A 20,756-nucleotide genomic window follows, 5' to 3' on the forward strand; every position below is an offset into this window, starting at 1 on the left:
CGCACGGACAGTTGCCGACGTTTCAGTTCGCTTACAGGCCGTTGTGGGCACCAGGATGCGGTGATGAGTCCTGCGGTGATGTGGTTCCGGCGTGATCTTCGGCTGGCGGACAATCCGGCGTTGCTGGACGCGGTCGCCGCCGGGGACGGGCGCGTCGTCGGCTTGTTCGTGCTGGATCCAGCGCTGTGGGAGCCCGCAGGTGAGCCTCGGCGGGAGCATCTGACCGCGTCGCTGCGGAGCCTGTCCGAGTCGATCGGCGGCAAGTTCGTCGTACGGCGTGGAGACCCCGCCGATGTGGTCCCGGCGGTCGCGAAGGAGGTCGGCGCGGCGAGTGTCCACATCAGCGCGGACCATGCGCCGTACGGGCGTCGCCGGGATGCCGCGGTCGAGGAAGCTCTGGACTGTCCGCTGGTCGTGACGGGGTCGCCGTACGCGGTCGCGCCTGGGCGGGTGCTCAACAAGCAGGATCGGTCCTACCAGGTGTTCACGCCGTACTTCCGCGCCTGGCTGGACCATGGGTGGCGGCGGCCGGTCGACCCGCCCTCGAAGGTGCGCTGGGTCGGTCTCGACGGCGAGTCATTGCCCAGGTCAACGGTCGACGGCGCGGGCGAGCAGGCTGCGCTGGACCACTGGCACGACTACCTGGACGACGTCGCGCAGTACGACGACGAGCGCGACCGACCCGATCTCGACAGCACCTCGCGGATGTCGATCCCGCTGAAGTACGGCGAGATCCACCCGCGCACCATGCTCGCCGACCTGGCCCGCAAACGCAGCGCCGGCGCGGAGGCGTACCGGCGCGAGCTCGCCTGGCGCGAGTTCTGCGCCGACCTGCTGGCGCGGAACCCGCACGCGGCGTGGAAGCCGTTGCGGCCGGAGTTCGAGCGGATGGAGTACGACGAGCCCGGCGAGCTCTTCGACGCCTGGCGCGAGGGGCGGACCGGGTTCCCGTTCGTGGACGCCGGAATGCGACAGCTCGCCGAGTCCGGCTTCATGCACAACCGCGTGCGGATGGTCGTCGCCTCCTTCCTGGTCAAGGACCTGCACGTGCACTGGAAGTACGGCGCCCGCTGGTTCATGCAGTCGCTGCGCGACGGCGACCTCGCGTCGAACTCGCTGAACTGGCAGTGGGTGGCCGGCTGCGGCGCGGACGCGGCGCCGTACTTCCGGATCTTCAATCCGGTCGGGCAGGGCACGAAGTTCGACCCGGACGGCGCGTACGTCCGCCGCTGGGTGCCCGAGCTGCGGCAGCTCGACGGCAAGGCCGCCCACGAACCGTGGAAGCACGGTGGCGCCGACGGCTACCCGGACCCGGTCGTCGACCACGCCGAGGCCCGCCGCGAGGCGCTCCGCCGGTACGACGCCATCCGCTGATCCGCCCCCCTCTTGACTTGGTCTTGCATCACACCCCTATAGTGCTAGTTACCTAGATGAATGGGGTTGTAGATGATCGAGTTCCATCTGGACGGCCGGTCGGGGGTTTCGCCGTACCAGCAGATCGTTCAGCAGACCCGGAACGCGCTGCGGCTCGGGCTGCTGCGGAAGGGGGACCAGCTGCCGACCGTGAAGGACGTGGTCGCGACGCTGGCGATCAACCCGAACACGGTGCTCAAGGCGTACCGCGAGCTCGAGCACGAAGGCCTGGTGCAGGCCCGCCCCGGCCGCGGCACCTTCGTCACCCGGACGCTGACCGACAACACGCTCGCGGCCCACGGCCCGCTCCGCCAGGACCTCCGCCGCTGGCTCACCAAGGCCCGCAAAGCCGGCCTCGACGACGAAAGCATCGAGGCGTTGTTCATGACAACCTTTCGGACCACCTCTGAGGAGGACATAGCATGACCGCGGTGCTGCAGGCGCACGGGCTGGGGAAGAGGTATGGGCGGCGGTGGGCGTTGGCCGACTGCGACTTGGAAGTGCCTTCGGGGCATGTGGTTGGGCTGGTGGGGCCCAACGGTGCTGGTAAGAGCACGTTGCTGAATCTGGCGGTGGGCATGCTGACTCCGACGACGGGGGCGGTCGAGGTGCTGGAGGCGCCGGCCGGGACGCAGCAGGCGAAGGTCGGGTACGTCGCGCAGGACACGCCGACGTACAGCCGGCTGAGTGTTGCCGACCACCTGAAGCTGGGCGCTCGGCTGAATCCGGCGTGGGACGATTCTCTTGCACAGCAACGGATTCAGGGTCTCGGATTCGACCTGAAGCAGCGAGCAGGCAAGCTGTCGGGCGGGCAGCGGGCGCAGCTCGCGCTGACGCTCGGCCTGGCGAAGCGGCCGGAGTTGCTGATCCTCGACGAGCCGGTAGCGGCGCTCGATCCGCTGGCTCGGCGCGAGTTCCTGCAGGACTTGATGGAAGCGGTCGCCGAGCAGGAGTTGAGTGTCCTGCTGTCGTCGCACCTCGTCTCCGACCTCGAACGCGCCTGCGACTACCTGATCGTGCTGGTCGATTCGCGGGTGCAGGTGAGCGGCGAGATCGACACCTTGCTGGCCACGCACGTGCGGCTCACCGGGCCGCGGAAGAACGCGAAGGATCTGCCGCGCGACCAGCACGTGGTGACCGAGAGCCACACGGACCGGCAGTCCACGTTCCTGATCCGGACCGACCAGCCGATCCTCGACCCGGCCTGGAACGTCACCCACCTCACGCTCGAGGACCTGGTCCTGGCCTACATGGCCCGCAACGTCCCGGCTCAGCCCGAGCGTCCGGTTCTGGAGGTGCAGCGATGATCTGGCTGACCTGGCGGCAGTTCCGTGTCCAGCTCCTGGTGGTCGCCTCGGCGATCGCCGCCGCGATCGTCTTCTTCGCGGTCACCGGGCCGGGCCTCGCGGACGACTACGAGCGGCTGACCACCGAGTTCATCAGGAACCTCGGCCTGCAGCGGCTGAACCCGACCCTCTACATCATCGGCCAGGCACTGCTGTACGCCGTGCCACCAGTCGTCGGGGCGTTCTGGGGCGCACCGCTGATTGCCCGCGAACTGGAGACCGGGACGCACCGGCTGGTGTGGAGCCAGAGCATCGGCCGGCGGCGCTGGCTCGCGACGAAGGTCGGGTTCGCCGGCCTGTCCGCGATCGCGATCACCGGTGCCCTCAGCCTCGCGGTGACCTGGTGGGCGGATCCGATCGACGACGCGCTCAACGCCGGCCAGGACTCGAACACGTTCCTGCCGCGCATGTTCCCGCCGGTGTTCTCCGCCCGCGGCCTGGTCCCGGTCGGGTACGCCGCCTTCGCGTTCGCTCTCGGGGTCGCGGTCGGCCTCGTCGTACGGCGCACCCTCGTCGCGCTCGCGGTCACGCTGGCCACCGTGATCCTGGTCCAGATCCTCACGCCGACCTTCATCCGGCCGCACCTGATGGAGCCGACGGACCGGTACATCGTCGCCTCCACGGACAACATCCGTGGCTTCATGCTCGACGGGTCCGGGCCCGATCCACAGGTGAAGCAGATCGAGGTCGCGACCGGGGTCATCGGCGCGTGGAAGCTGTCCGACGAGACTGTCGACAAGTCCGGTAAGGCGCTGAGCACGCTGCCCTCCTGGACCATCGACTGCGAACCGGGTCCGCCGCCGGGTATGCGCCCGGAGACGGCCCCGACGAACCCGAAGGCGGACGCGTGCTTCCAGCGGATGGCCGACGAGGGCTACCGGCAGCACGTCCGGTACTTCACGCAGGACACCTTCTGGGCACTGCAGTGGCGCGAGTTCGGATTGTTCGTCCTGCTGGCGCTCGGGCTGACCGGGTTCAGCTTCTGGCGGATCCGGCGGGATCTTTCCTGAGCCGCCGTACCAGGAGGGCGACCGCAAGCAGGGCGGCGGCCACTACAGCCGAGGTCCAGGGCAGAGTGACCGCGAGCACGACGCAACCGACCAGGCCGATCACGTTGAGGGCGCGCGGCCAGCGACGCTGATCGGCCGGTTGGGTGAACGCGGAGGCGTTCGCGATCGCGTAGTACAGCAGCACACCGAACGACGAGAAGCCGATCACGCCGCGCAGGTCGGTGGTGAGCACCAGGATCCCGACGACCACGGCGAGCGCGAGCTCGGCGTGGTGCGGGACCTGGAACCGAGGATGTACGGCGGCCAGCCAGCCGGGCAGATCGCGGTTGCGGGCCATCGCCAGCGCGGTCCGGCCGATGCCCGCGATCAGGGCGAGCAACGCACCGAGACTGGCGAGAGCGGCACCGATCCGGACTACTGGTTCGGCCCAGGCCGCGCCGACCGCCTCGGCCAGTGGTGCGGTGGTGCCGGCGGGGTCGAGCACCCGCAGCAGTCCGATGCCGACGAACAGATAGATGCCGATGGCAATGACCAGCGCGATCGTGATGGCGCGGGGGATGGTCCGGGCGGGTTCGCGGACCTCCTCGCCCATCGTCGCGATCCGCGCGTAACCGGCGAACGCGAAGAAGAGCAGTCCGGCGGCCTGCAGGACGCCGTACACGGAGGTATCGGTGAGTGCGGGCACGTCGCGGTGGGAGTCACCGGTGTACAGAAGGACGAGCACGAGGGCGAGCACTGCCAGGGTGCACCCGACGAGGATCCTGGTCAGCCGGGCGGTCCTGGTCACGCCGCGATAGTTCACCGCAGCAAGCGCAACGACGGCCGCGAGCGCAAGCAGTCGTTGCAGCCACTCGGTCTGAGGCGCCACGTACGTCGCAAACGTCAACGCCATCGCCGCGCACGACGCCGTCTTGCCGATGACGAAGCACCACCCCGCCGCGAAGCCCCACCACTCCCCCAGCCGTTCCCGGCCGTAGACGTAGGTGCCACCCGACACCGGGTACACGGCCGCCAACTGCGCCGACGAGACCGCGTTGCAGTAGGCAACAATCGCGGCGATCACCAGCCCGATCAGCAGCCCGGATCCAGCCGCCTCCGCAGCCGGCGTCCAGACCGCGAACACCCCGGCGCCGACCATTGACCCCAGGCCGATCACGACCGCGTCGGTCACGCCAAGGCGCCGCGCCAACGCGGGCTGGGAGTGCGACTGAGACCGGGCCGGCGGCGGGGTGGACGGCTGGGTGGGCGGCATCTCAGTCGCCCGCCGCCATCGCCGCAGCGATCTTCCGCTCGGCATCGGCGACGACCTCCTTGGGCGCTTCGGGCAGCAGGTCCGCCCAGAGCGGCAGCATCTCCCGCCGGGCCTCGAGCATGCCGAGCGGCCGCGGGAAGAACCACACGTGGAAGTGGGCCGAACCGTCGCCCCAACGATAGACGTGCACCCGCGCGATGTCGCCCAGTGCGAGGATCGCGCGCTCGATCCGGGCGACCACCGGCCCGTAGCTCGCGGCGACCCGGCCGGGCAGGTCGGCGAACGAGTCGTGGTGTCCGCGGCTGGCCAGCCAGACCACACCGGGGATGGTGACGTCGGCGGCGCGGCACAGCGCCCAGTCGTCATCGACCCAGAGCGGCGGCTCGTGCTCGGACTGCTCGTAGTTCGCCAGCCAGTCGCACAGGCCACACGGGTCGCCGCCGGGCTCGCCGACCCGCGGCGGCTCGGGGATCACCCGTGGCTGCGGCTCCAGGCGGACGAGTGGTTCGGCGTACGGAAGAGTCATGGCGGTCCCTCCAGAAGGTGGTTTCCACGAGTGAAACATGGCCGTTGCAGGAATTGCAACAGCCATGTTTCATCAGAACGCGACGACGCCGCGCAGCACCAGGTCGAGGGTGAGCCGGCGGACCCGGGCGCGGGACCAGTGGTGCCGGCCGCGCATGTGCACGTAGGTGAAGGTCGCGGACACCATCAGCACCTCGGCCACGTCGCTGATCCGGCCGTGCGGATGCAGCGTGCCGTCGGCCTCACCCTCGCGGAGGAACCGCTCGAACGGGTCGATGAACGACACCGGGCCGTTGCGCGCCTGCTCCTGATGGAAGACCAGGTCCGAGGACATGATGAGCGGCAGGTGCCGGTCGATCACGTCGAACAAGGCTTCCAGCGTCCGGACCAGGCCCTCGCGACCGGTGCCGGAGGCCGCCAGCACCGGCCACATCGTGTTCCGGTAGTCCTCGGCCAGCGCGTCGAGCAACGCGTTCAGCAGCACCTCGACGGTCAACCCCTGCCGCCACAGCGTGACCCGAGAGCGACCGACCTTCTCGGCCACCCGTTCCAGTGTGACCCCGGCCCAGCCGTGCTCGGCCAGCACCGCGATGGTCGCCGTCCGCAGTGTCCCGTCCACCGTCACGGTCATCCGGCCGGCTCCTCACCCGCGAGTATTGTGCAACACAGTCGTTGCACGGCACCATGACTGTACCAAGCGCACGAGGAGTGGACGTGGACAGCAGAACCGAGATCACGCTCCGGCTCACCGACCACGAGCGGACCGGACTGACCGCGCTCGCGGCCGGCCTGCGCGAGGTGGCCGAGTCCGACGTTTCCGAGGAGGACGCCATGGTCGCCGCTCTGGAGCTTGCCCTCACCCGGTTGATCGAGGACTTCGAAGTCCCCGACCCGAAAGCCCGCGAGCAGGTCCAGGTCGCGCGTGACGAGCTGCGCGCGCACTGGGTACGCGGCAGCGCGACCCTCTAGTAGACAGCCTTCAGGACACCCAGCAGGCGGGCCACCTCGGCGGCCACGGCAGCACGGGCCGGTCCGAGGTACTTTCGCGTGTCCACCAGCTTCGGGTTCGCCTCGAGGGTCTGACGTACCGATGCGGTGAAGACGTTGTTGAGGTGGGTGGCGATGTTGACCTTCGTCATGCCGGCCTCGACGGCGCGGGTCAGGTCGGGGTCGGCCACGCCGGACGAGCCGTGCAGGACGAGAGGTACGGCGACCGCCGCGTGCAACTCACCGATCAGGTCGAAGTCGAGGGTGGCGGTGCGTTCGGTCATCGCGTGCGACGAGCCGACGGCGACCGCGAGCGCGTCGACCCCGGTGGCCTCGGCGAAGGCGACGGCCTCGTCGGGACGGGTCCGGGCACCGGGTGCGTGTACGCCGTCCTTGCCGCCGACCTCACCGATCTCGGCCTCGACGAAGACACCGTGGTCGTGGCAGAACTTCGTCACTTCGCCCGTCGCGGCGACGTTGTCGGCGTACTCCAGCTTCGACCCGTCGTACATGACGGAAGTGAAGCCGAGGGAGACGGCCTCGGTGACCAGGTCGCGGTCCATCGCGTGGTCGAGGTGGACGACGACCGGGACCGATGCGGCGGCCGCGGCGGCGAGCGTCGCGACACCGATCGGCTTCAGGGCGCCGTGGTACTTCACCGCGTTCTCGCTGATCTGCAGGATGACCGGCGCACCGGCCTGCTCGGCGCCGGCGATCAGCGCGATCGCGTGCTCCAACTGGATCACGTTGAACGCACCGACACCCCGACCGGCCTTGGCTGCGGCCAGCACGACCTCGGCCCCGGATACCAACGGCATGAGCTCTCCTCCTAGTTCACGGCAACCTGAGGTTGCCACCGCCGGTACGCGGCGAGATCGATGTCGCCGGCAACCGGCGTCAGTACAGCGGCAGCCGAGGCGGCGACAGCAGACTTCAGTACGACGGACCAGTCCGGCTCCGGCGTCTCCGCGACGGCTGCGGCGACGACCGCCGTACATGCATCGCCTGCGCCGGTGGGATTCCCGGACACCTTCTCGACCGGGAGCGCGCGCCACACACCCTTGTGGCTGGCGGCAACCATTCCGCGGGAGCCGTCGGTGATCACAGCCGCGGTCGCGCCGAGCTGCACGAGCTCCCGCGCGCCGTCCTCGACCGTCGTCTCGCCCAGCGCCTCCCGCAGCTCGGCCGCGTTGGACCGCACGACCGCACCAGCCTTGGCCGCGGCGGTCAGCGCGTCACCACCGGCGTCGATCACCGTCAGTACGTCGTGGTGCCGAGCCCGGACCGCGATCTCGGCGTATGCGTCGGCCGGCAGGCCCGGCGGCAGGCTGCCCGAGCACGCGAGCACTCCGAGCCGTCCCCACGGCATCCGGTCGAGGAACGCGCGCCACTCGTCTGCGGTCACCGACGGACCGGCCTCGTTGAAGATCGTCGCGTCCCCGTCTGTGCCGTTGACGACGGCAACGGTACGGCGGGTCTCGCCGGCGATCGGCGTGAGCAGGGCGGTCAGCCCGGCGTCGAAGAGCTCCTCGGCGACCAGCTCACCGGTGAGACCGCCGACGAACCCGAGCACGAGCACCTGGTGCCCGAGCGTGGACGCCACCCGGGCGACGTTCACGCCCTTGCCGCCGGCCCGCTGCCGGATCCCGCCGACGCGGTGACTGCCGCCGACGACGAGCTCGTCGACCTCGTAGGTGACGTCCAGCGCGAGGTTGAGCGTGACGGTGCCGATCATGGGCCGATCAGTCCAGCCACGACCCGGCCCGCATCACCTTCTGGACGGCGTACTCCGCGTCCAGCAGCACCAGGTCGGCCCGCTTGCCGGTCTCGATCGCGCCGACGTCGTACCAGCCGAAGGTCTGGGCCGGGGTGGTCGAGGCCATCCGGGACGCGTCCACCAGGGACACCCCGGACTTGACCGCGTTGGCGTAGGCGACGTCCATGGTCAGCGTGCTGCCGGCGATCGAGTGCGTGCCGTGGGCCAGCGTCACCAACCCGTCCTTCACGTCCACCTCTAGGTTGCCGAGCTTGTACCGGCCCTCCGGCATCCCGGTGGCCTCCATCGCGTCGGTGATCAGCGCGATCCGGCTGACGCCGGCGGCCGCCAGCGCGACCCGGACGACCTGCGGGTCCAGGTGCAGCCCGTCGTTGATCACCTCGAGCAGCAGCCGGTCGTCGTTGATCGCGGCGCCGACCGGACCGGGGTCGCGGTGGTGGAACGGCCGCATCCCGTTGAACAGGTGCGTCGCCACGGTCGCGCCGGCGTCGGCCCCGGCGATCATCTGCTCGTACGTCGCGTCGGTGTGCCCGAGCGCTGCGACCGCGCCGGCGTCGACCACCTGCCGGATCGCGTCCAGCCCGTTCTCGAGCTCCGGCGCGATCGTCACCATCCGGACGACGTCGCTCAGCACTTTCGCCACGTCGTCCGTGAGCGGAGGCCGCAGCAGCGACGGCTCGTGCGCACCGCAGCGCGCCTCGGACAGGAAGGGGCCCTCCAGGTGCACGCCCGCGATCACGCCGTCCGCAACGAGATCGGCGAGACACGCGGTCTGCGAGACGAGATCGTCGAGCGGCGACGTGACCAGGCTGGCCATGGTCGTCGTCGTACCGTGCTTGGCGTGGAAGGCCGCGACCTTGCGGGCCTCCTCCGGGTCTGTGGTCGAGTACGTCGACCCGCCGCCACCGTGGGTGTGGATGTCGACGAAACCCGGGACGACGGTGGCGTCGCCCAGGTCCTCCGGCCGCTTCCCGTCGGCCGGCATCCCGTCGGAACGACGGCCCAGGGCGACGATGTCCTCGTCGACCACCTGGATCCACGCGTTCTCCAAGACGTCGTCCGGCGTCACCAGCCGGCCCACCCTGTACGTCGTCATACCGTCCCCTCGTTCTCGTCTGCAGCTACGCGGTCCCAGGCCATCAGCGCGGCGCCGAGGCAGCCGGCGTCCTCGCCCAGTACGGCGGCGACGATCTCCGGCTCGCGCTGGAACGTGAGCCGCGCGTGGATGCCGTCGCGGAGTGGTTGCAGCAGCGTCTCGCCTGCTCCTACCAGTCCACCACCAATTGCGATCCGCGTGGGCGCCACCAGGGTCGTGTAGAGGACGAGGGCGTCGATCAGGACAGTGAGCGCGTCGTCCCAGACCTGCGCGGCATCCGGGTCACCGGCCGCGAGCAACTCCAGGACCTCGCGAGCTCCGTCCACGGTCCGCCCGGTGCGGGCGCCGTACCGGCGAGCCAGGGCGGCGGCGGAGGCGACGGTCTCGAGACAGCCCCACTGGCCGCAGGCGCACTGCTCGGCGGCGTCGCCATGCACGAACCGGGTGTGGCCGAGCTCACCGGCGTACCCATCGCCGCTGACCAGGGAGCCGTCGACCACCATCGCGGCCGCGATCCCGGTGCCGAGCGGGAGGAACATCGAGTTGGTGGTACCGGCCAGGGCACCGTGCCGGAGCTCGGCGTACCCGCCGGCGCGCACGTCGTGGGCGAGCACGACCGGCACGCCCTCGCCGATCGCAGCCGTCAGCTCGGCGAGCACCGGCGTCCCGACCCAGGCCAGGTTCTCGGCGCTGACCGTGCCGCTGGCGGCGTCGATGACACCGGGAACGACGACGCCGATCGCACGCACCCGGTGGCCGTCGGCGGTCGCCTTCTGGCCGAGCTCGACGACTGTTTCCAGCAAGGCGTCGAGCACGGCGCGGCCCCCAGCGTCCCGGGGCGTCGGCCTGGTCTCGCGGTGCAGCACGGCACCGTCCGCGGCGACCAGGCCGCACTTCATCCGGGTTCCACCGAGATCGACGGCAACCACGACTTCACAGGGCTCCACGGAGCGCCATTATGCAGCGTTACCCGGCAGTCCGAACATCCGTGAGCAATTCTTGGACGTCGCTGTCCAGACCACCGGTGATGCTGGTCCGGTTGCGTCCGAAGAGCCGCGGGCAGGGCGCCGCGGGTAATCGGCCGCCTCCGGATCAGGCGCGCAGGCCGCGGTCGAAGGCCGCGACCAGGAACGCGATCAGGTTCTCGGCCAGCTTGCCGGAGTCCTCCGCGTCCTGCAGGCCCGGTGCCCGCGACAGCGCCTGCGACTGGTGCAGGGCGAGCAGGCCGAGCATGTTCACGTACCCGAACGCGACGGAGTCCGGTGTCGCGTGCGGCAGTGCCGACTGCAGTGCGGCCAGGTACCGAGCCTCGATCGGGTCGGACTCGGCCGCGTACAGGTCGCGGATCCGCTGGCTCGGATCGAACGCGATCCGGCCGATGAACCGCGCCACCACGGCGCCCCGGTCACCCCGGCGCAGGACCAGGTCCAGCCCGGGCTCGATGAACGCCCGGATCAGCTCCTCCGGCGTCGGGCTGCCCTTGGCCTCGAGCTGATCGAGGCGGCGCCGGCGTTCGGTGTTGACCGGCGCCATCGCGCGCGCCACCGCCGCGCGCAGCAGCGCCTCCTTCGAGCCGAAGTGGTAGTTGACCGCCGCGATGTTGGCGGCTGCCGCGACCGTGATGGCGCGCAGCGACGTGCCTTCGTAACCCCCCTCGCCGAATCGTTGCTCAGCGACGTTGAGCAACCTCTCCCGGGTCGTTTCGACCGGTGTCTCCACAGAGTTCTCCTTCCCCCCGGCCACTGCTTGCTCAGGCACCCCACCTGCTCACTCGCCGTAGCCTGCAGTCAGCATAGTTCAAGCGGTCGTTTGAACAGGAGTACTCAGCTCAGTAATCTCCGAGAATTCCTCAGATTTCTCTGACACTCCTCATTTCCCGCCTGGATCGGTCTCACACCTGTGTATTTCACCGGCGGCCGGGTCGGTCCCGGCCAGTGGGACGCAAAGGTTTGTTTGGTCACTTTCTGTGGCAACGTGGCGCACCAACGGTGAGCGACTAGGGTGAGGCGGCATGTGGATCGCCAAGCGGTTTCAGGGCCCCGAGAGATCCGGCAACGGCGGTTACGTGGCCGGGCAGCTCGGGACTGCGCTGGCCGGCCTGATCGAAGCGGGGACCGTGCCGCAGGTGACCTTGCGGATGCCGCCACCCCTGGAGCGGGAGCTCGAGCTGGCCGCGGATCCGTCCGGTGCGCGGCTGACCGACGGCGAGTCGCTGGTGGCCGGCGCCGTACCGGTCGACTCCGGGTTTTTGGGCGACGCAGTAGTGGAGCCGGTGTCGGCGGAGGAGGCTCTTGCGGCCGAAGCGTCGTACAGGGGTCTGCAGAACCACCCGTTCCCGTCGTGCTTCGTGTGCGGTCCGGCCAACGAGGGTGGTCTGCAGCTCAAGCCCGGGCCGTTGGGCGACGGACGTACGGCCTGCACCTGGAAGCCGGCCGCCGACCTCGCGACCGGCGGCGACGGGCTGGTGGACGCGGTGTTCCTGTGGGCCGCGCTGGACTGTCCGGGCGGCTGGGCGATCGACCTGGAAGGCCGGCCGTCGGTGCTCGGCCAGCTGACGGTGTGCATCGACGCCCGCCCGCAGGTCGGCGAGGCCTGCGTGGCGCTCGGCCGCTACCTGGGCGAAGACGGCCGCAAGACGTTCACGGCCAGCACCTTGTACGACGCCGACGGCCGGATCCTCGCCCGCGCCCGGCACACGTGGATCGCTGTCGACCCGGCGCTCTTCAACTAACGCACCCGGGCCGCGTGAGCCCGGACCTTCGCACGGTTGCCGCAGGTCGCCATCGAGCACCAGCGCCGGCGACCGCGCGGATCGAGGAACAACCAGCCGCACGCCTCCCCTGGGCACTTCCGGACGTGCGCCTGGGCATGGCCGGTCAGCAGCTCGCCCGCGAGCAACGCCACGTTGTCGAGCGGCAGCGCCAGATCCTCCGGTAGGTCCCACGTCGCGCCCTCGTCGGTACGCACGAGCTGCCGTCGGCTGGATGCTTTCTCGACCACCCGGGCCACTGCTTCGAAGGCGCCACCGGTCGCCTGGCCGGTCAGGACGTCGTACAGGTCGGCCCGGAACTCCAGGGCGGTGTGCAGCCGGCGGGTCGCCTCGGCCGGCTTGCCGCGGGCTTGGTCGATCAGGCGCGAGACGGTCGCCGGCGGCAACAGGCCGACGTACGAGTTCCAGACCAGGAAGGCCTCGTACGACGTCAGCCACTCGGTCCGGGCCGGGCCACGGACGGTGGTCCAGTCGGACCGAGTGTTGACGAAGTCGAGCACCGGGTCCGCGCCGACCGGCCGCGGCAGGACGACGCCCTGCACGAGCTCGAGATGGGACGGCAACGCGGACACCGTTTGATCAGCGGTTCGGCTGGGAGGCCTGACCGGACTGGTTCGGCGGGGTGGTCTGGGCGGTGGTCGGCACCGGGATGCTGACGTTGCCGTTCTGGGGGATCACCATGAACTGGATCGAGCCCGACTCGATCGCGGTCTTCAGCAGGTAGCCCTGCGACCCCAGCAGCGCGACCTGCTGCTTGACCGACTGCAGCTCGACGTTGACCTGCTGGTTCTTCTGCTCCTGCGTCGCCTTCGCCAGCTCAGCCCGCTGCTTGGCCTCCAGGCCGTCGATGATGCCCTTGTCCAGCGGCGTCGGCTTCTGGATCGTGAACGACAGCTCGCCGCACGGGTTGTTCCCGGTGTACGACGGCCCGCAGAAGTAGTCACCGCCGACGGCAGCCGGCAGCAGCCGGGTGAACTCCTCGGCGGCGGCCTTCTGGAAGGCCGTCTTCTTCGCCTCGTTGTTGTAGAGCTCGGCCCAGCTGTAGTTGGTCGCGACGGCCGACAGCGCGCGGTCGATCTGCGGCCGGAAGTAGCTCTGCAGCATGTCGTTCCAGCCGTCCTCCTCGTAGGCGTCGGTCTTCAGGCCGATCCGCTCGTGGAAGGACTTCAGCGTCGCCTCGTTCCGGTTCAGGGTGAAGTAGACCTGCACCCGGACGCCGAGCCGGACGTTGTCCTTGCTGACCACGGTGACCTCGTCGGCGCTGTCGGTGTCCGCGCCGTCGCCGCCGATGATGTAGGAGCGCTGGTCGATCGGGTAGGCGTAGACGGTGTCGCCCGGCCCGATCAGCTTGTTCGTCGAACCCGGCGGGATGATCGACTTGAAGGCCTTGTCCTCGACCACGCCGCCGCCGTAGTGCAGGCCGATCTTGTTCGCGTCGGTGTCGGCGAAGTTGAAGATGTTGAACAGCACGATGACGAAGATCACGGCCAGCACCACGCCGCCGATCACCTTGCCCTTGACCCCGCCGCTGCCCTTGGCCTTCACCGCGGCCGCGGCGTTCCCCAGCTTTGCCATCAGTCGTCGAGCTCCTTGCGTTCTACCAGTCGCCGGACGTCGGCGAGGGTCAGGTCGGCGGTCACCGCGACGTCCCGCGGCACCGACGGGTGCGAGCTGAGCGTACGCAGGCCCTGCTCGGCAGCCGCCACCGCCCGTTCGAGCGCCCTGGCCTCGTGCAGCAGCGCCCGGTTCTCGGCGTGCAGCTCGGCCAGCGCCTGCTCTGCCCGGGCGGCCCGGCGGTACGACGCCCACGCGAACCAGCCGGTTCCTACCAGCAGGACCAGTGGAATCAGCCCGAATCTGATCATGGCCCGATTGTCGTTCATCCCTGGGCGAAAACCGGTTGAACGGGGGTCCGGCCGGCAGTAGGTTTTCGGTACACGCGAAGGGAGGTGGTCCAACGCATGAATTGCTATCGGACTCGTGAGGTGGCGGCGGGTTGACCGCCAACCACTAGTTAGTGGGACATGTGGTCGGCCAATCCAACGCCGCCACCGGGCCCGCGGGCAGTCAGGCCAGTCCGCCTGACCCAGGAGTTCGGCCACCCGGTCGGCTGCTGGAAGCGTCCGCGGGCTTCCTTATGCCTCCGGCACCGGGCAGTCTCATGCCTCCGGCACCGGGCAGTCCAGCCCGAGGGCCTGGCCGATCTCGAAGAGCTGGGCCTCGAAGTAGGCGCCGGCGTCCTCCAGCGCCCAGTGCAGCTGGCCGAACACCTCCATGCAGATCAGGCCGTACAGCCGGGTCCAGTAGTTCAGCGAAAGATAGATCGCGCCGGCCGGCATCCCATCGAAGTACTCCGACTTCCGGGACAGCTGCGCCACCAGCACCGGGCCGAGCTCCTGCTCGGACGGGTGCGGGAACGGCTTCTGGTGCCAGACCTGCGCGACCAGCGCCTTGAACACCGCCGCGAACCGCATCGCCGCCTGGTGGCCGGGAAGGTCCTCGTGCCCCTCGGCGTCCGGGTCCGGGATCGCGGTGCCGAACAGCAGCCCGAACTCGGCCGGGTGCGCGAGCGCCCAGTCGCGCAGACCGTTCGCGAGCAGGTAGAGCTGGGCGCCCAGGTCCGGGTCGGCCTCGTTCTGCGCCAACTCCATCAGCGCTGCGGTCAGCTCGTCGTACAGGTCGGCGATCAGGGCCTGGAGGAGTGCCTCGTGGCTCGGGAAGTACCGGTAGAGCGCGGGCGGGGTGAGGCCGAGCTCGCGGGCGACGGCGCGCAGGCCGACCGCGCCCACACCTCCGCTGACCAGCAACCGCCGCGCGGCGGCCTTGATCTCGGCCAGCGTCGCGGCTCGTTGGCGATCGCGCCGACTCGGTTCCACAGATTCTCCCTTGACAAGCGTGCCTACCGGGTCTCTAGAGTTAACACCGTTAACAGTTAACGGTGTTAACGCAGTCGCCCGCCGCTCAAATCTACGCCCTGGGGGAGAGTTTCGTGTTCGAGACGCTCGGCCGGTTCACCTATCGGCGCCGCCGCCTGGTGCTCGCCCTGACCGCAGTCCTCGTCGCCGTCGGCCTCGCCTGGGGCACCGGTGTGTTCGGCTCGCTGGCCAACGGCGGCTTCGACGCACCCGACACCGAGGGGCACCGCGCAGTCGCCACCATCGAGAAGGCGATCGGCCCGACCGGGACCGACGTCATCCTGCTGTACGACGGCGGCACGCAGACCGTGGCCGACCCGGCCTTCCGACAGGCGGTGGAGAGCCACCTGTCCGGGTTGCCGTCGACCGAGGTGACCGGCAAGCAGACGTACTGGAGCACACAGTCGCCGGTGTTCGTGTCCAAGGATCAGCACAGCACATACGCCGTACTGACGCTGGCCGGCGCGGACGAGGAAGCACGGCTCGAGACCTTCGACCGGATCGCCGACAAGTTGCGCGCGGCACCGGCCGGGCTGGACGTCAAGGTCGGCGGCGAGGTGGCGGTGTTCGAGGAGGTGAACACCCAGACCGAGCACGACATCGTCCGGGCGGAGACCATCTCGACGCCGATCGTGCTGGTGCTGCTGGTCGTCGTCTTCGGCGGCCTGGTCGCCGCCAGCCTGCCGCTGTTCGTCGGCGCGCTCGCCATCCTGGGCGCGTTCGTGCTGCTCCGCGGCCTGTCGCTGGTGACCGACGTATCGATCTTCTCGATCAACATCGTCACGATGATCGGGCTTGGACTGGCGATCGACTACGCCCTGTTCATCGTCACCCGGTTCCGCGAGGAGCTTGGCAAGGGCAATGACGTCGAGACGGCGTTGGCGGTGACGATGGCGACGGCCGGCCGGACGGTCGCGTTCTCCGGAATCACGGTGGGCGTTGCGATCAGCAGCCTGGTGCTGTTCCCGGTGATGTTCCTGCGCTCGATGGCGTACGGCGGGGCGGCCGCGGTGGCGGTCGCGATGCTGGCGGCGTTGACCGCGCTGCCGGCGTTGCTCGCCGTACTGGGGCATCGGGTGAACAATCTGCGGATCTTCAAGCCGAGGAAGGCTTCAGCAGAGCATGGCGCGTGGTACCGGCTCGCGCACAGTGTGATGAAGCGGCCGGTGCGGTACGTGGTGGTGCTGATTCCGGTGCTGCTGGTGCTCGGGATTCCTTTCCTGCAGGCGCAGCTGGGTGGGGTGGACCATCGCGCGCTGCCTGAGGGCGCGACCTCCCGGACCGTGACGGAGACACTGCAGCGGGACTTCGCCGGGGCGGGTGGGTCGGACATCTTCGTGGCGGTGCGGTTCGACTCGCCGCCGGCTGATCCGTCGGCAGCCTTGACCGGTTACGTGGGCACATTGCAGCAGATCGATGATGTCGACAACGTGCGGATCGGCGGCTACAAGGACGGTGTCGCCTCGGTGGTCGTGCGCACGCACTTCACCGGACAGGAGTTGCCCGCGCGGGACGTCGTACACGATGTGCGTGCCGTGGCAGCGCCGGCCGGGACCTCGGTCGAGGTCGGTGGTGAGACGGCGGCGGTGATCGACCTGCTGGATGTGCTGGCTGAGCGAGCGCCGTACATGGCCGGGTTCATCGTGCTGGTGACCTTCGTCCTGCTGTTCGTTGCCTTTGGCTCCTTCGTGCTGCCGGCCAAGGCGCTGGTGATGAACGTGTTGTCGCTGTCGGCCGCGTTCGGCGCGATGGTGTGGATCTTCCAGGACGGGAGCCTGTCCGGGTTGCTCGACTTCACCCCGGCCGGGTTCCTCGACGCCACCAACCCGGTGCTGCTGTTCGCGGTGCTGTTCGGGCTGTCGATGGACTACGAGGTGTTCCTGCTCAGCCGGATCCGGGAGGAGTACGACCGGACCGGCGACAACACCCAGGCGGTCGCGCTCGGGCTGCAGCGGACCGGCGGCATCATCACCAGCGCCGCGTTGCTGCTGATCATCGTGGTGGCCGCGTTCTCCACCTCGGGCATTGTGTTCGTGAAGATGATCGGGGTCGGGCTGGTGATCGCGATCGCCCTCGACGCGACCATAGTCCGGGCGCTGCTAGTCCCGGCGACGATGCGGCTGCTCGGCCGCCGGAACTGGTGGGCACCCGCCCCGCTGGTGCGGTGGTGGGAGCGGTACGGCTTCCGCGAGACCTCAGACCCTCAGGGCTGGAGCCGGGAGAGCTCCCAGCCATCGGAGTTGGTACGGCGGTAGGCCAGGCGGTCGTGTAGCCGGCCGGTCCGGCCCTGCCAGAACTCGAAGGCGTGCGGGTAGACGAGGTAGCCACCCCAGAAGTACGGGGTGGAGATCTCGGTGCCCTCCGGCCACTGCCGCTCGTACGACGCGTACTGCAGGTCGAGTTCCTCGCGGGACTCGACCGGCTGGCTCTGCTGCGACGCCCACGCGCCGAGTTGTGACTCGCGCGGGCGAGCGGCGAAGTACGCGTCGACCTCCTCGGTGGGGAGCTTGCTCACCGTGCCCTCGACGCGGACCTGACGCTCCATCGCGTGCCAGGGGAAGACGAGCGCACAGTGCGGGTTCGCGGCCAGGTCGTCGGCCTTGCGGGACTGCTGGTTGGTGTAGAACACGAAACCGCGGGCGTCCAGGCCTTTGAGCAGAACGGTCCGGGCAGACGGACGGCCGTCGGCGTCCGCGGTCGCCAGCACCATCGCGTTGGGCTCGGGCAGGCCGGCTTCGGTCGCTTGTCCGAGCCAGGTGCGGAACTGAACGATCGGGTCCGGGTCCACCTGGCTCTCGAGCAGTTCGCCGAGCTGGTAGAGGCGCCGCATCTCTGCAAGATCCACGCTCCGAGCCTACTGACTCAGGCTGCGCCAGGATCGCCCGACTCTTGTACGACGGAACGCCTTCCACAGCCGGTTGCGGGCCAGGCGCCGTACGACGGGGTTCTTCACCACACGTCGGCTGGTCTTGGGCGCAGGCGGGCTGCTGCGGACGATGACCGTCGGCCTGGGGGTGGCTGGTGGCAGGTGGCGGTTGACCTCGTCCAGGTGCTGGTCGAAGGTTGCCCGCCAGAGCGCCTGGTTGAGCGCTGCCTCGCCTGCCGCCGAGCTCGCTCCGGCTGTGGATGCCGCCCACAGCGTGCTGACTGCTTGCGGGTCGAAGCCGTCGACGTCGGCGATGAGCTCTGCGATGCGATCACGGTCCGGCGCGTCGGCCAGGCAGCGTGGTCGTGCAGGGGCTCGGCGTGGGGCCGGTTGAGGCTTGAAGAACGGGATGTCGGCCCATTCCGGGATCAGCCTTTGCACGAGCTGCTGGTGCAGGGCGTTATCGACGCGTTGCGCCGGGCTGAGGGCGAACGCGGCCCGCACGAACGACGGGACGAGCAGCGGTGACACGACTCCGCTGCGCTCGCCCGTCGTACCCCAGCGGCGCAGCCGTTCGACCAGGTAGAAGTAGTCGAGCATGGTCGCGTTCTCGATGCCGCCGTGCACGGCTGTGCGCAGTACCCGGTCGATCTGCTCGGCGACGGCGGCACGGGCGAGCGCGGCTGGACCGGCGGTCGGCATCAGCCGGGTCTGCAGGCGGTTGCCGAAGGCAGACACCTTGTCGTGCAGGGGGAGCGCGTCCAGCTGCAGCACGTCGGCGGGGTAGAAGTGGCCGTGGGCAACTTCTCCGCCGGCGCCGCCGATGGCCAGGTGGGCGACGGTGGCGAGGGTGGCCGGCGGGGCGTGGAAGAGGTAGCTGGCCGGGCGGAGTCCCTCGGCGTACCGGTGCCAGCGGAGCGCACGATCGACGAGTGGTGGCGGCGTGACCGGTCGCGGGTTGGCTGCGGACTTGATCGGCTGCGGCTTGGCGGGTGCCGGGGTCGTGTGCTCGACCTGGAAGGGCAGTGCTTGGACGAGTGTCTTGGCTACCTCCAGTTCGCCGGGGACTGCGTCGTAGCTGTTGAGCTTCAGGTCCACACCGGCCTTGAGGAACGCGGCAGCGACCACTCGGGAGTCCCGGCCGCCACTGAGGTCGACAGTCGGCGTGCCAGGCCACAAGCGGGCTACCGACCTCGCGACGTCCTGCAGTGCCTCGGCCGTCTCGTCCACAGTGTCCGGACTGTCGGTGGACCAGACGCTGGTGGTCTCGATCCGAGTGACTGTCTGCCTTCGGCTCCTGCCGTCGGCAACGATGTGCGTCGCCCCCGGTACGGCGAGCACCCCGTCGTACGGCGTGCTGTCGTCCATGAACCAGCCGCAGGCCGCGGCGTAGCTCCAGCCCCTTGGCGCGGCAGCGGCAGTCATGCCGGCGAACAGCAGTGCCGCGGCGGGGCGGTTGCTCCACACCCAGCCGTCTGCCAGTCGCAGCTGGAACAGCCTGCCGACACCGATGGAGTCGGTGAAGAGGTCCAGTCGCTCTTCGGCCGGGTGGAGCGCGGCCATGGTGAACGGTGGCGCCAACTCGAGGAAGCTGGCCGGGGTACGTCGTACTGCGTGGGCCAGCTGGGAAGGACCGTCGTACGGCGAGACGTCGCCGATGACACGTTGGTAGCCGAGCGGTGCGTGCAGGCTGGCTACGCGCAGATCGCTGGCGTCGTGCCAGGACGGCCAGAGACAGGTGGAGTCGTCTCGGTCCCAGACATGCAGGCCGATGGTGCTCGTGTCGTAGCCCTTGTGCGTGGCCTTCCGGTCCCAGAGTGCGTTGTAGTAAGCCTCGACTCGTGCGACTCCCGCCGCAGCCCTGGCGCCACTCTCCCCGTGGAACGCATAGGCGACCAATGTTTCCATGCAGAGCCAGATGCAGGCCCCGCGCAGAAAGTTATCGCGGTGGTTGCTGCTGGCCCGGGTGCCCGCCCGGCGGTTGCTGACCGTAGTGCTGCGGTTGCTGCTGACCGGGGAACGTCTGCCCGTGCTGCGGCTGCTGGCCCGGGTGCGGTTGCTGGCCCGGGTGTGGTTGCTGGCCCGGGTGCGGTTGCTGGCCGGGGTGCGGCTGTTGTTGCTGGCCGGGGTAGCCGCCCCACTGCTGCTGCGCCGGGTACGTCTGGCCGTACGCCCGGTCCTGCGCCTGTCCCTGGGCGGTCAGCAGCCGGTAGACCTTGGCGTCCGACGCCCAGCGCCGTACACCGACGATCAGGAGGACGACGCCGAGGAACAGGTACGTCCCGTCGAGCATCATGTACGGGAGCAGCCGCCGCGCCCCGGGCACCTCGAAAACCTTGACGATGTCGAAGGCCTGCCGCAGCGGGAGCAGCAGGAAGAGCAGCCCGAACAGGGTCATGAACGCGCCGGCGCCGGTCATCACCCCGGCGCCGATGGCAGGCACGGCCATCAGCACAGCGGCAACGACGGAGACACCCACCAACAGCGCGAACCAAGGCAGGGCACGGCCGAGGTCCTGGTCGAACATCGCGCCACGCAGCTGGCCGAGCTTCGAGGCGGCGTGCGACGTGCCGACCATGGTGACGTAACCGATGATGACCCCGAGAACGAGTCCGAGGCCGGGAATGGGCTTGGCAGGCATGCGCACGAGACTAGACCTCTGCAAGGTTCAGCCACCCGCGCTCGCGCGTCCCCGTCTCATCCCCCGGGCGGCGCCTGCTGGTGGCGACGTGCCGAGCGCGTCACAGATCTGTCCGGGGGTCGCCGCCGAGAACTATGCTGCCTGAGCGCCTACCAGTG

Annotated in this window: 22 protein-coding genes; 7 read left to right on the forward strand and 15 right to left on the reverse strand. The window is 69.6% G+C overall.

The features are described from left to right. Window positions 1–63 precede the first annotated feature (63 nt). The 4 genes from ACIBGM_RS23450 to ACIBGM_RS23465 all read left to right on the forward strand — a co-directional run bounded on the left by ACIBGM_RS23450 (window position 64) and on the right by ACIBGM_RS23465 (window position 3,769). Window positions 64–1,374 carry a cryptochrome/photolyase family protein gene (locus tag ACIBGM_RS23450; RefSeq protein WP_396386763.1) on the forward strand — a complete coding sequence of 437 codons (1,311 nt, stop codon included), beginning with the start codon at window positions 64–66 and terminating at the stop codon, window positions 1,372–1,374. Between the two features lie 72 nt (window positions 1,375–1,446). Next, window positions 1,447–1,839 (forward strand): GntR family transcriptional regulator, encoded by a 393-nt coding sequence (locus tag ACIBGM_RS23455; protein WP_396386764.1) that lies wholly within the window; start codon window positions 1,447–1,449, stop codon window positions 1,837–1,839. After that, window positions 1,836–2,720: an ABC transporter ATP-binding protein gene (locus ACIBGM_RS23460; RefSeq protein WP_360537300.1), complete on the forward strand. Its 885-nt coding sequence runs from the start codon at window positions 1,836–1,838 to the stop codon at window positions 2,718–2,720. Before ACIBGM_RS23455 ends, ACIBGM_RS23460 begins: the two co-directional genes overlap by 4 nt. Beyond that, window positions 2,717–3,769 (forward strand): ABC transporter permease, encoded by a 1,053-nt coding sequence (locus ACIBGM_RS23465; protein WP_360537302.1) that lies wholly within the window; start codon window positions 2,717–2,719, stop codon window positions 3,767–3,769. Before ACIBGM_RS23460 ends, ACIBGM_RS23465 begins: the two co-directional genes overlap by 4 nt. Here the strand turns inward: ACIBGM_RS23465 and ACIBGM_RS23470 are convergent. From ACIBGM_RS23470 to ACIBGM_RS23480, 3 genes are all read right to left on the reverse strand, one after another. Further along, on the reverse strand, window positions 3,735–5,066 hold the full coding sequence (locus ACIBGM_RS23470) for an APC family permease (protein ID WP_396386765.1): 1,332 nt from the start codon (window positions 5,064–5,066) through the stop codon (window positions 3,735–3,737). The genes ACIBGM_RS23465 and ACIBGM_RS23470 overlap by 35 nt on opposite strands. Further along, window positions 5,023–5,547 (reverse strand): hypothetical protein, encoded by a 525-nt coding sequence (locus ACIBGM_RS23475; protein WP_360537306.1) that lies wholly within the window; start codon window positions 5,545–5,547, stop codon window positions 5,023–5,025. The genes ACIBGM_RS23470 and ACIBGM_RS23475 overlap by 44 nt, the downstream gene beginning before the upstream one ends. Window positions 5,548–5,619: 72 nt before the next feature. Then, a complete protein-coding gene (locus ACIBGM_RS23480; protein WP_396386766.1) occupies window positions 5,620–6,177 on the reverse strand; it encodes a TetR/AcrR family transcriptional regulator in 558 nt (185 codons plus the stop codon). Window positions 6,178–6,260: 83 nt separating this feature from the next. Between ACIBGM_RS23480 and ACIBGM_RS23485 the strand changes: the two genes are divergently transcribed. After that, a complete protein-coding gene (locus ACIBGM_RS23485) occupies window positions 6,261–6,515 on the forward strand; it encodes a hypothetical protein (protein WP_360537310.1) in 255 nt (84 codons plus the stop codon). Here the strand turns inward: ACIBGM_RS23485 and ACIBGM_RS23490 are convergent. The 5 genes from ACIBGM_RS23490 to ACIBGM_RS23510 form a co-directional block, all read right to left on the reverse strand. Next, window positions 6,512–7,351 carry a ketose-bisphosphate aldolase gene (locus tag ACIBGM_RS23490; protein WP_396386767.1) on the reverse strand — a complete coding sequence of 280 codons (840 nt, stop codon included), beginning with the start codon at window positions 7,349–7,351 and terminating at the stop codon, window positions 6,512–6,514. The two genes, ACIBGM_RS23485 and ACIBGM_RS23490, sit on opposite strands and share 4 nt — an antisense overlap. A gap of 11 nt (window positions 7,352–7,362) precedes the next feature. After that, entirely contained in the window at window positions 7,363–8,268 is a 906-nt protein-coding gene (locus ACIBGM_RS23495) for a hexose kinase (RefSeq protein WP_360537314.1), read from the reverse strand. A gap of 7 nt (window positions 8,269–8,275) precedes the next feature. After that, window positions 8,276–9,406 carry an N-acetylglucosamine-6-phosphate deacetylase gene (nagA, locus tag ACIBGM_RS23500; RefSeq protein WP_360537315.1) on the reverse strand — a complete coding sequence of 377 codons (1,131 nt, stop codon included), beginning with the start codon at window positions 9,404–9,406 and terminating at the stop codon, window positions 8,276–8,278. After that, entirely contained in the window at window positions 9,403–10,353 is a 951-nt protein-coding gene (locus ACIBGM_RS23505; RefSeq protein WP_360537317.1) for an ROK family protein, read from the reverse strand. The genes nagA and ACIBGM_RS23505 overlap by 4 nt, the downstream gene beginning before the upstream one ends. Before the next feature lie 145 nt (window positions 10,354–10,498). Then, window positions 10,499–11,125 carry a TetR family transcriptional regulator gene (locus ACIBGM_RS23510; RefSeq protein ID WP_360537319.1) on the reverse strand — a complete coding sequence of 209 codons (627 nt, stop codon included), beginning with the start codon at window positions 11,123–11,125 and terminating at the stop codon, window positions 10,499–10,501. 292 nt (window positions 11,126–11,417) lie between these two features. On the opposite strand from ACIBGM_RS23510, the gene ACIBGM_RS23515 reads away from it, so the two are divergent. Continuing rightward, on the forward strand, window positions 11,418–12,137 hold the full coding sequence (locus tag ACIBGM_RS23515) for a hypothetical protein (RefSeq protein WP_360537321.1): 720 nt from the start codon (window positions 11,418–11,420) through the stop codon (window positions 12,135–12,137). Here the strand turns inward: ACIBGM_RS23515 and ACIBGM_RS23520 are convergent. The 4 genes from ACIBGM_RS23520 to ACIBGM_RS23535 all read right to left on the reverse strand — a co-directional run bounded on the left by ACIBGM_RS23520 (window position 12,134) and on the right by ACIBGM_RS23535 (window position 15,052). Then, window positions 12,134–12,748, reverse strand: coding sequence for a CGNR zinc finger domain-containing protein (locus ACIBGM_RS23520; RefSeq protein WP_396386768.1), 615 nt, complete (start codon window positions 12,746–12,748; stop codon window positions 12,134–12,136). The genes ACIBGM_RS23515 and ACIBGM_RS23520 overlap by 4 nt on opposite strands. A 7-nt stretch (window positions 12,749–12,755) precedes the next feature. Then, window positions 12,756–13,751, reverse strand: a complete 996-nt coding sequence (locus tag ACIBGM_RS23525) for an SPFH domain-containing protein (protein WP_360537325.1) — start codon at window positions 13,749–13,751, stop codon at window positions 12,756–12,758. Continuing rightward, window positions 13,751–14,041: a hypothetical protein gene (locus tag ACIBGM_RS23530; RefSeq protein WP_360537327.1), complete on the reverse strand. Its 291-nt coding sequence runs from the start codon at window positions 14,039–14,041 to the stop codon at window positions 13,751–13,753. Before ACIBGM_RS23530 ends, ACIBGM_RS23525 begins: the two co-directional genes overlap by 1 nt. A 294-nt stretch (window positions 14,042–14,335) precedes the next feature. Further along, window positions 14,336–15,052 carry a TetR/AcrR family transcriptional regulator gene (locus ACIBGM_RS23535; protein ID WP_360537329.1) on the reverse strand — a complete coding sequence of 239 codons (717 nt, stop codon included), beginning with the start codon at window positions 15,050–15,052 and terminating at the stop codon, window positions 14,336–14,338. Between the two features lie 113 nt (window positions 15,053–15,165). On the opposite strand from ACIBGM_RS23535, the gene ACIBGM_RS23540 reads away from it, so the two are divergent. Continuing rightward, a complete protein-coding gene (locus ACIBGM_RS23540) occupies window positions 15,166–17,346 on the forward strand; it encodes an MMPL family transporter (protein ID WP_396386769.1) in 2,181 nt (726 codons plus the stop codon). Here ACIBGM_RS23540 and pdxH read toward each other — a convergent pair. From pdxH to ACIBGM_RS23555, 3 genes are read right to left on the reverse strand one after another with little or no spacing between them, the layout of a single operon-like run. Further along, window positions 17,295–17,936 (reverse strand): pyridoxamine 5'-phosphate oxidase, encoded by a 642-nt coding sequence (gene pdxH, locus ACIBGM_RS23545; protein ID WP_396386770.1) that lies wholly within the window; start codon window positions 17,934–17,936, stop codon window positions 17,295–17,297. The genes ACIBGM_RS23540 and pdxH overlap by 52 nt on opposite strands. 9 nt (window positions 17,937–17,945) lie before the next feature. Further along, window positions 17,946–19,865, reverse strand: a complete 1,920-nt coding sequence (locus ACIBGM_RS23550) for a hypothetical protein (RefSeq protein ID WP_360537333.1) — start codon at window positions 19,863–19,865, stop codon at window positions 17,946–17,948. A 31-nt stretch (window positions 19,866–19,896) separates the two neighbouring features. Beyond that, the gene (locus tag ACIBGM_RS23555; RefSeq protein WP_360537335.1) at window positions 19,897–20,598 is read right to left on the reverse strand and encodes a hypothetical protein; all 702 of its coding nucleotides are present in this window, start codon (window positions 20,596–20,598) and stop codon (window positions 19,897–19,899) included. Window positions 20,599–20,756 lie beyond the last annotated feature (158 nt).

This window comes from Kribbella sp. NPDC050470 (assembly GCF_044458365.1).
Classification (GTDB): domain Bacteria; phylum Actinomycetota; class Actinomycetes; order Propionibacteriales; family Kribbellaceae; genus Kribbella.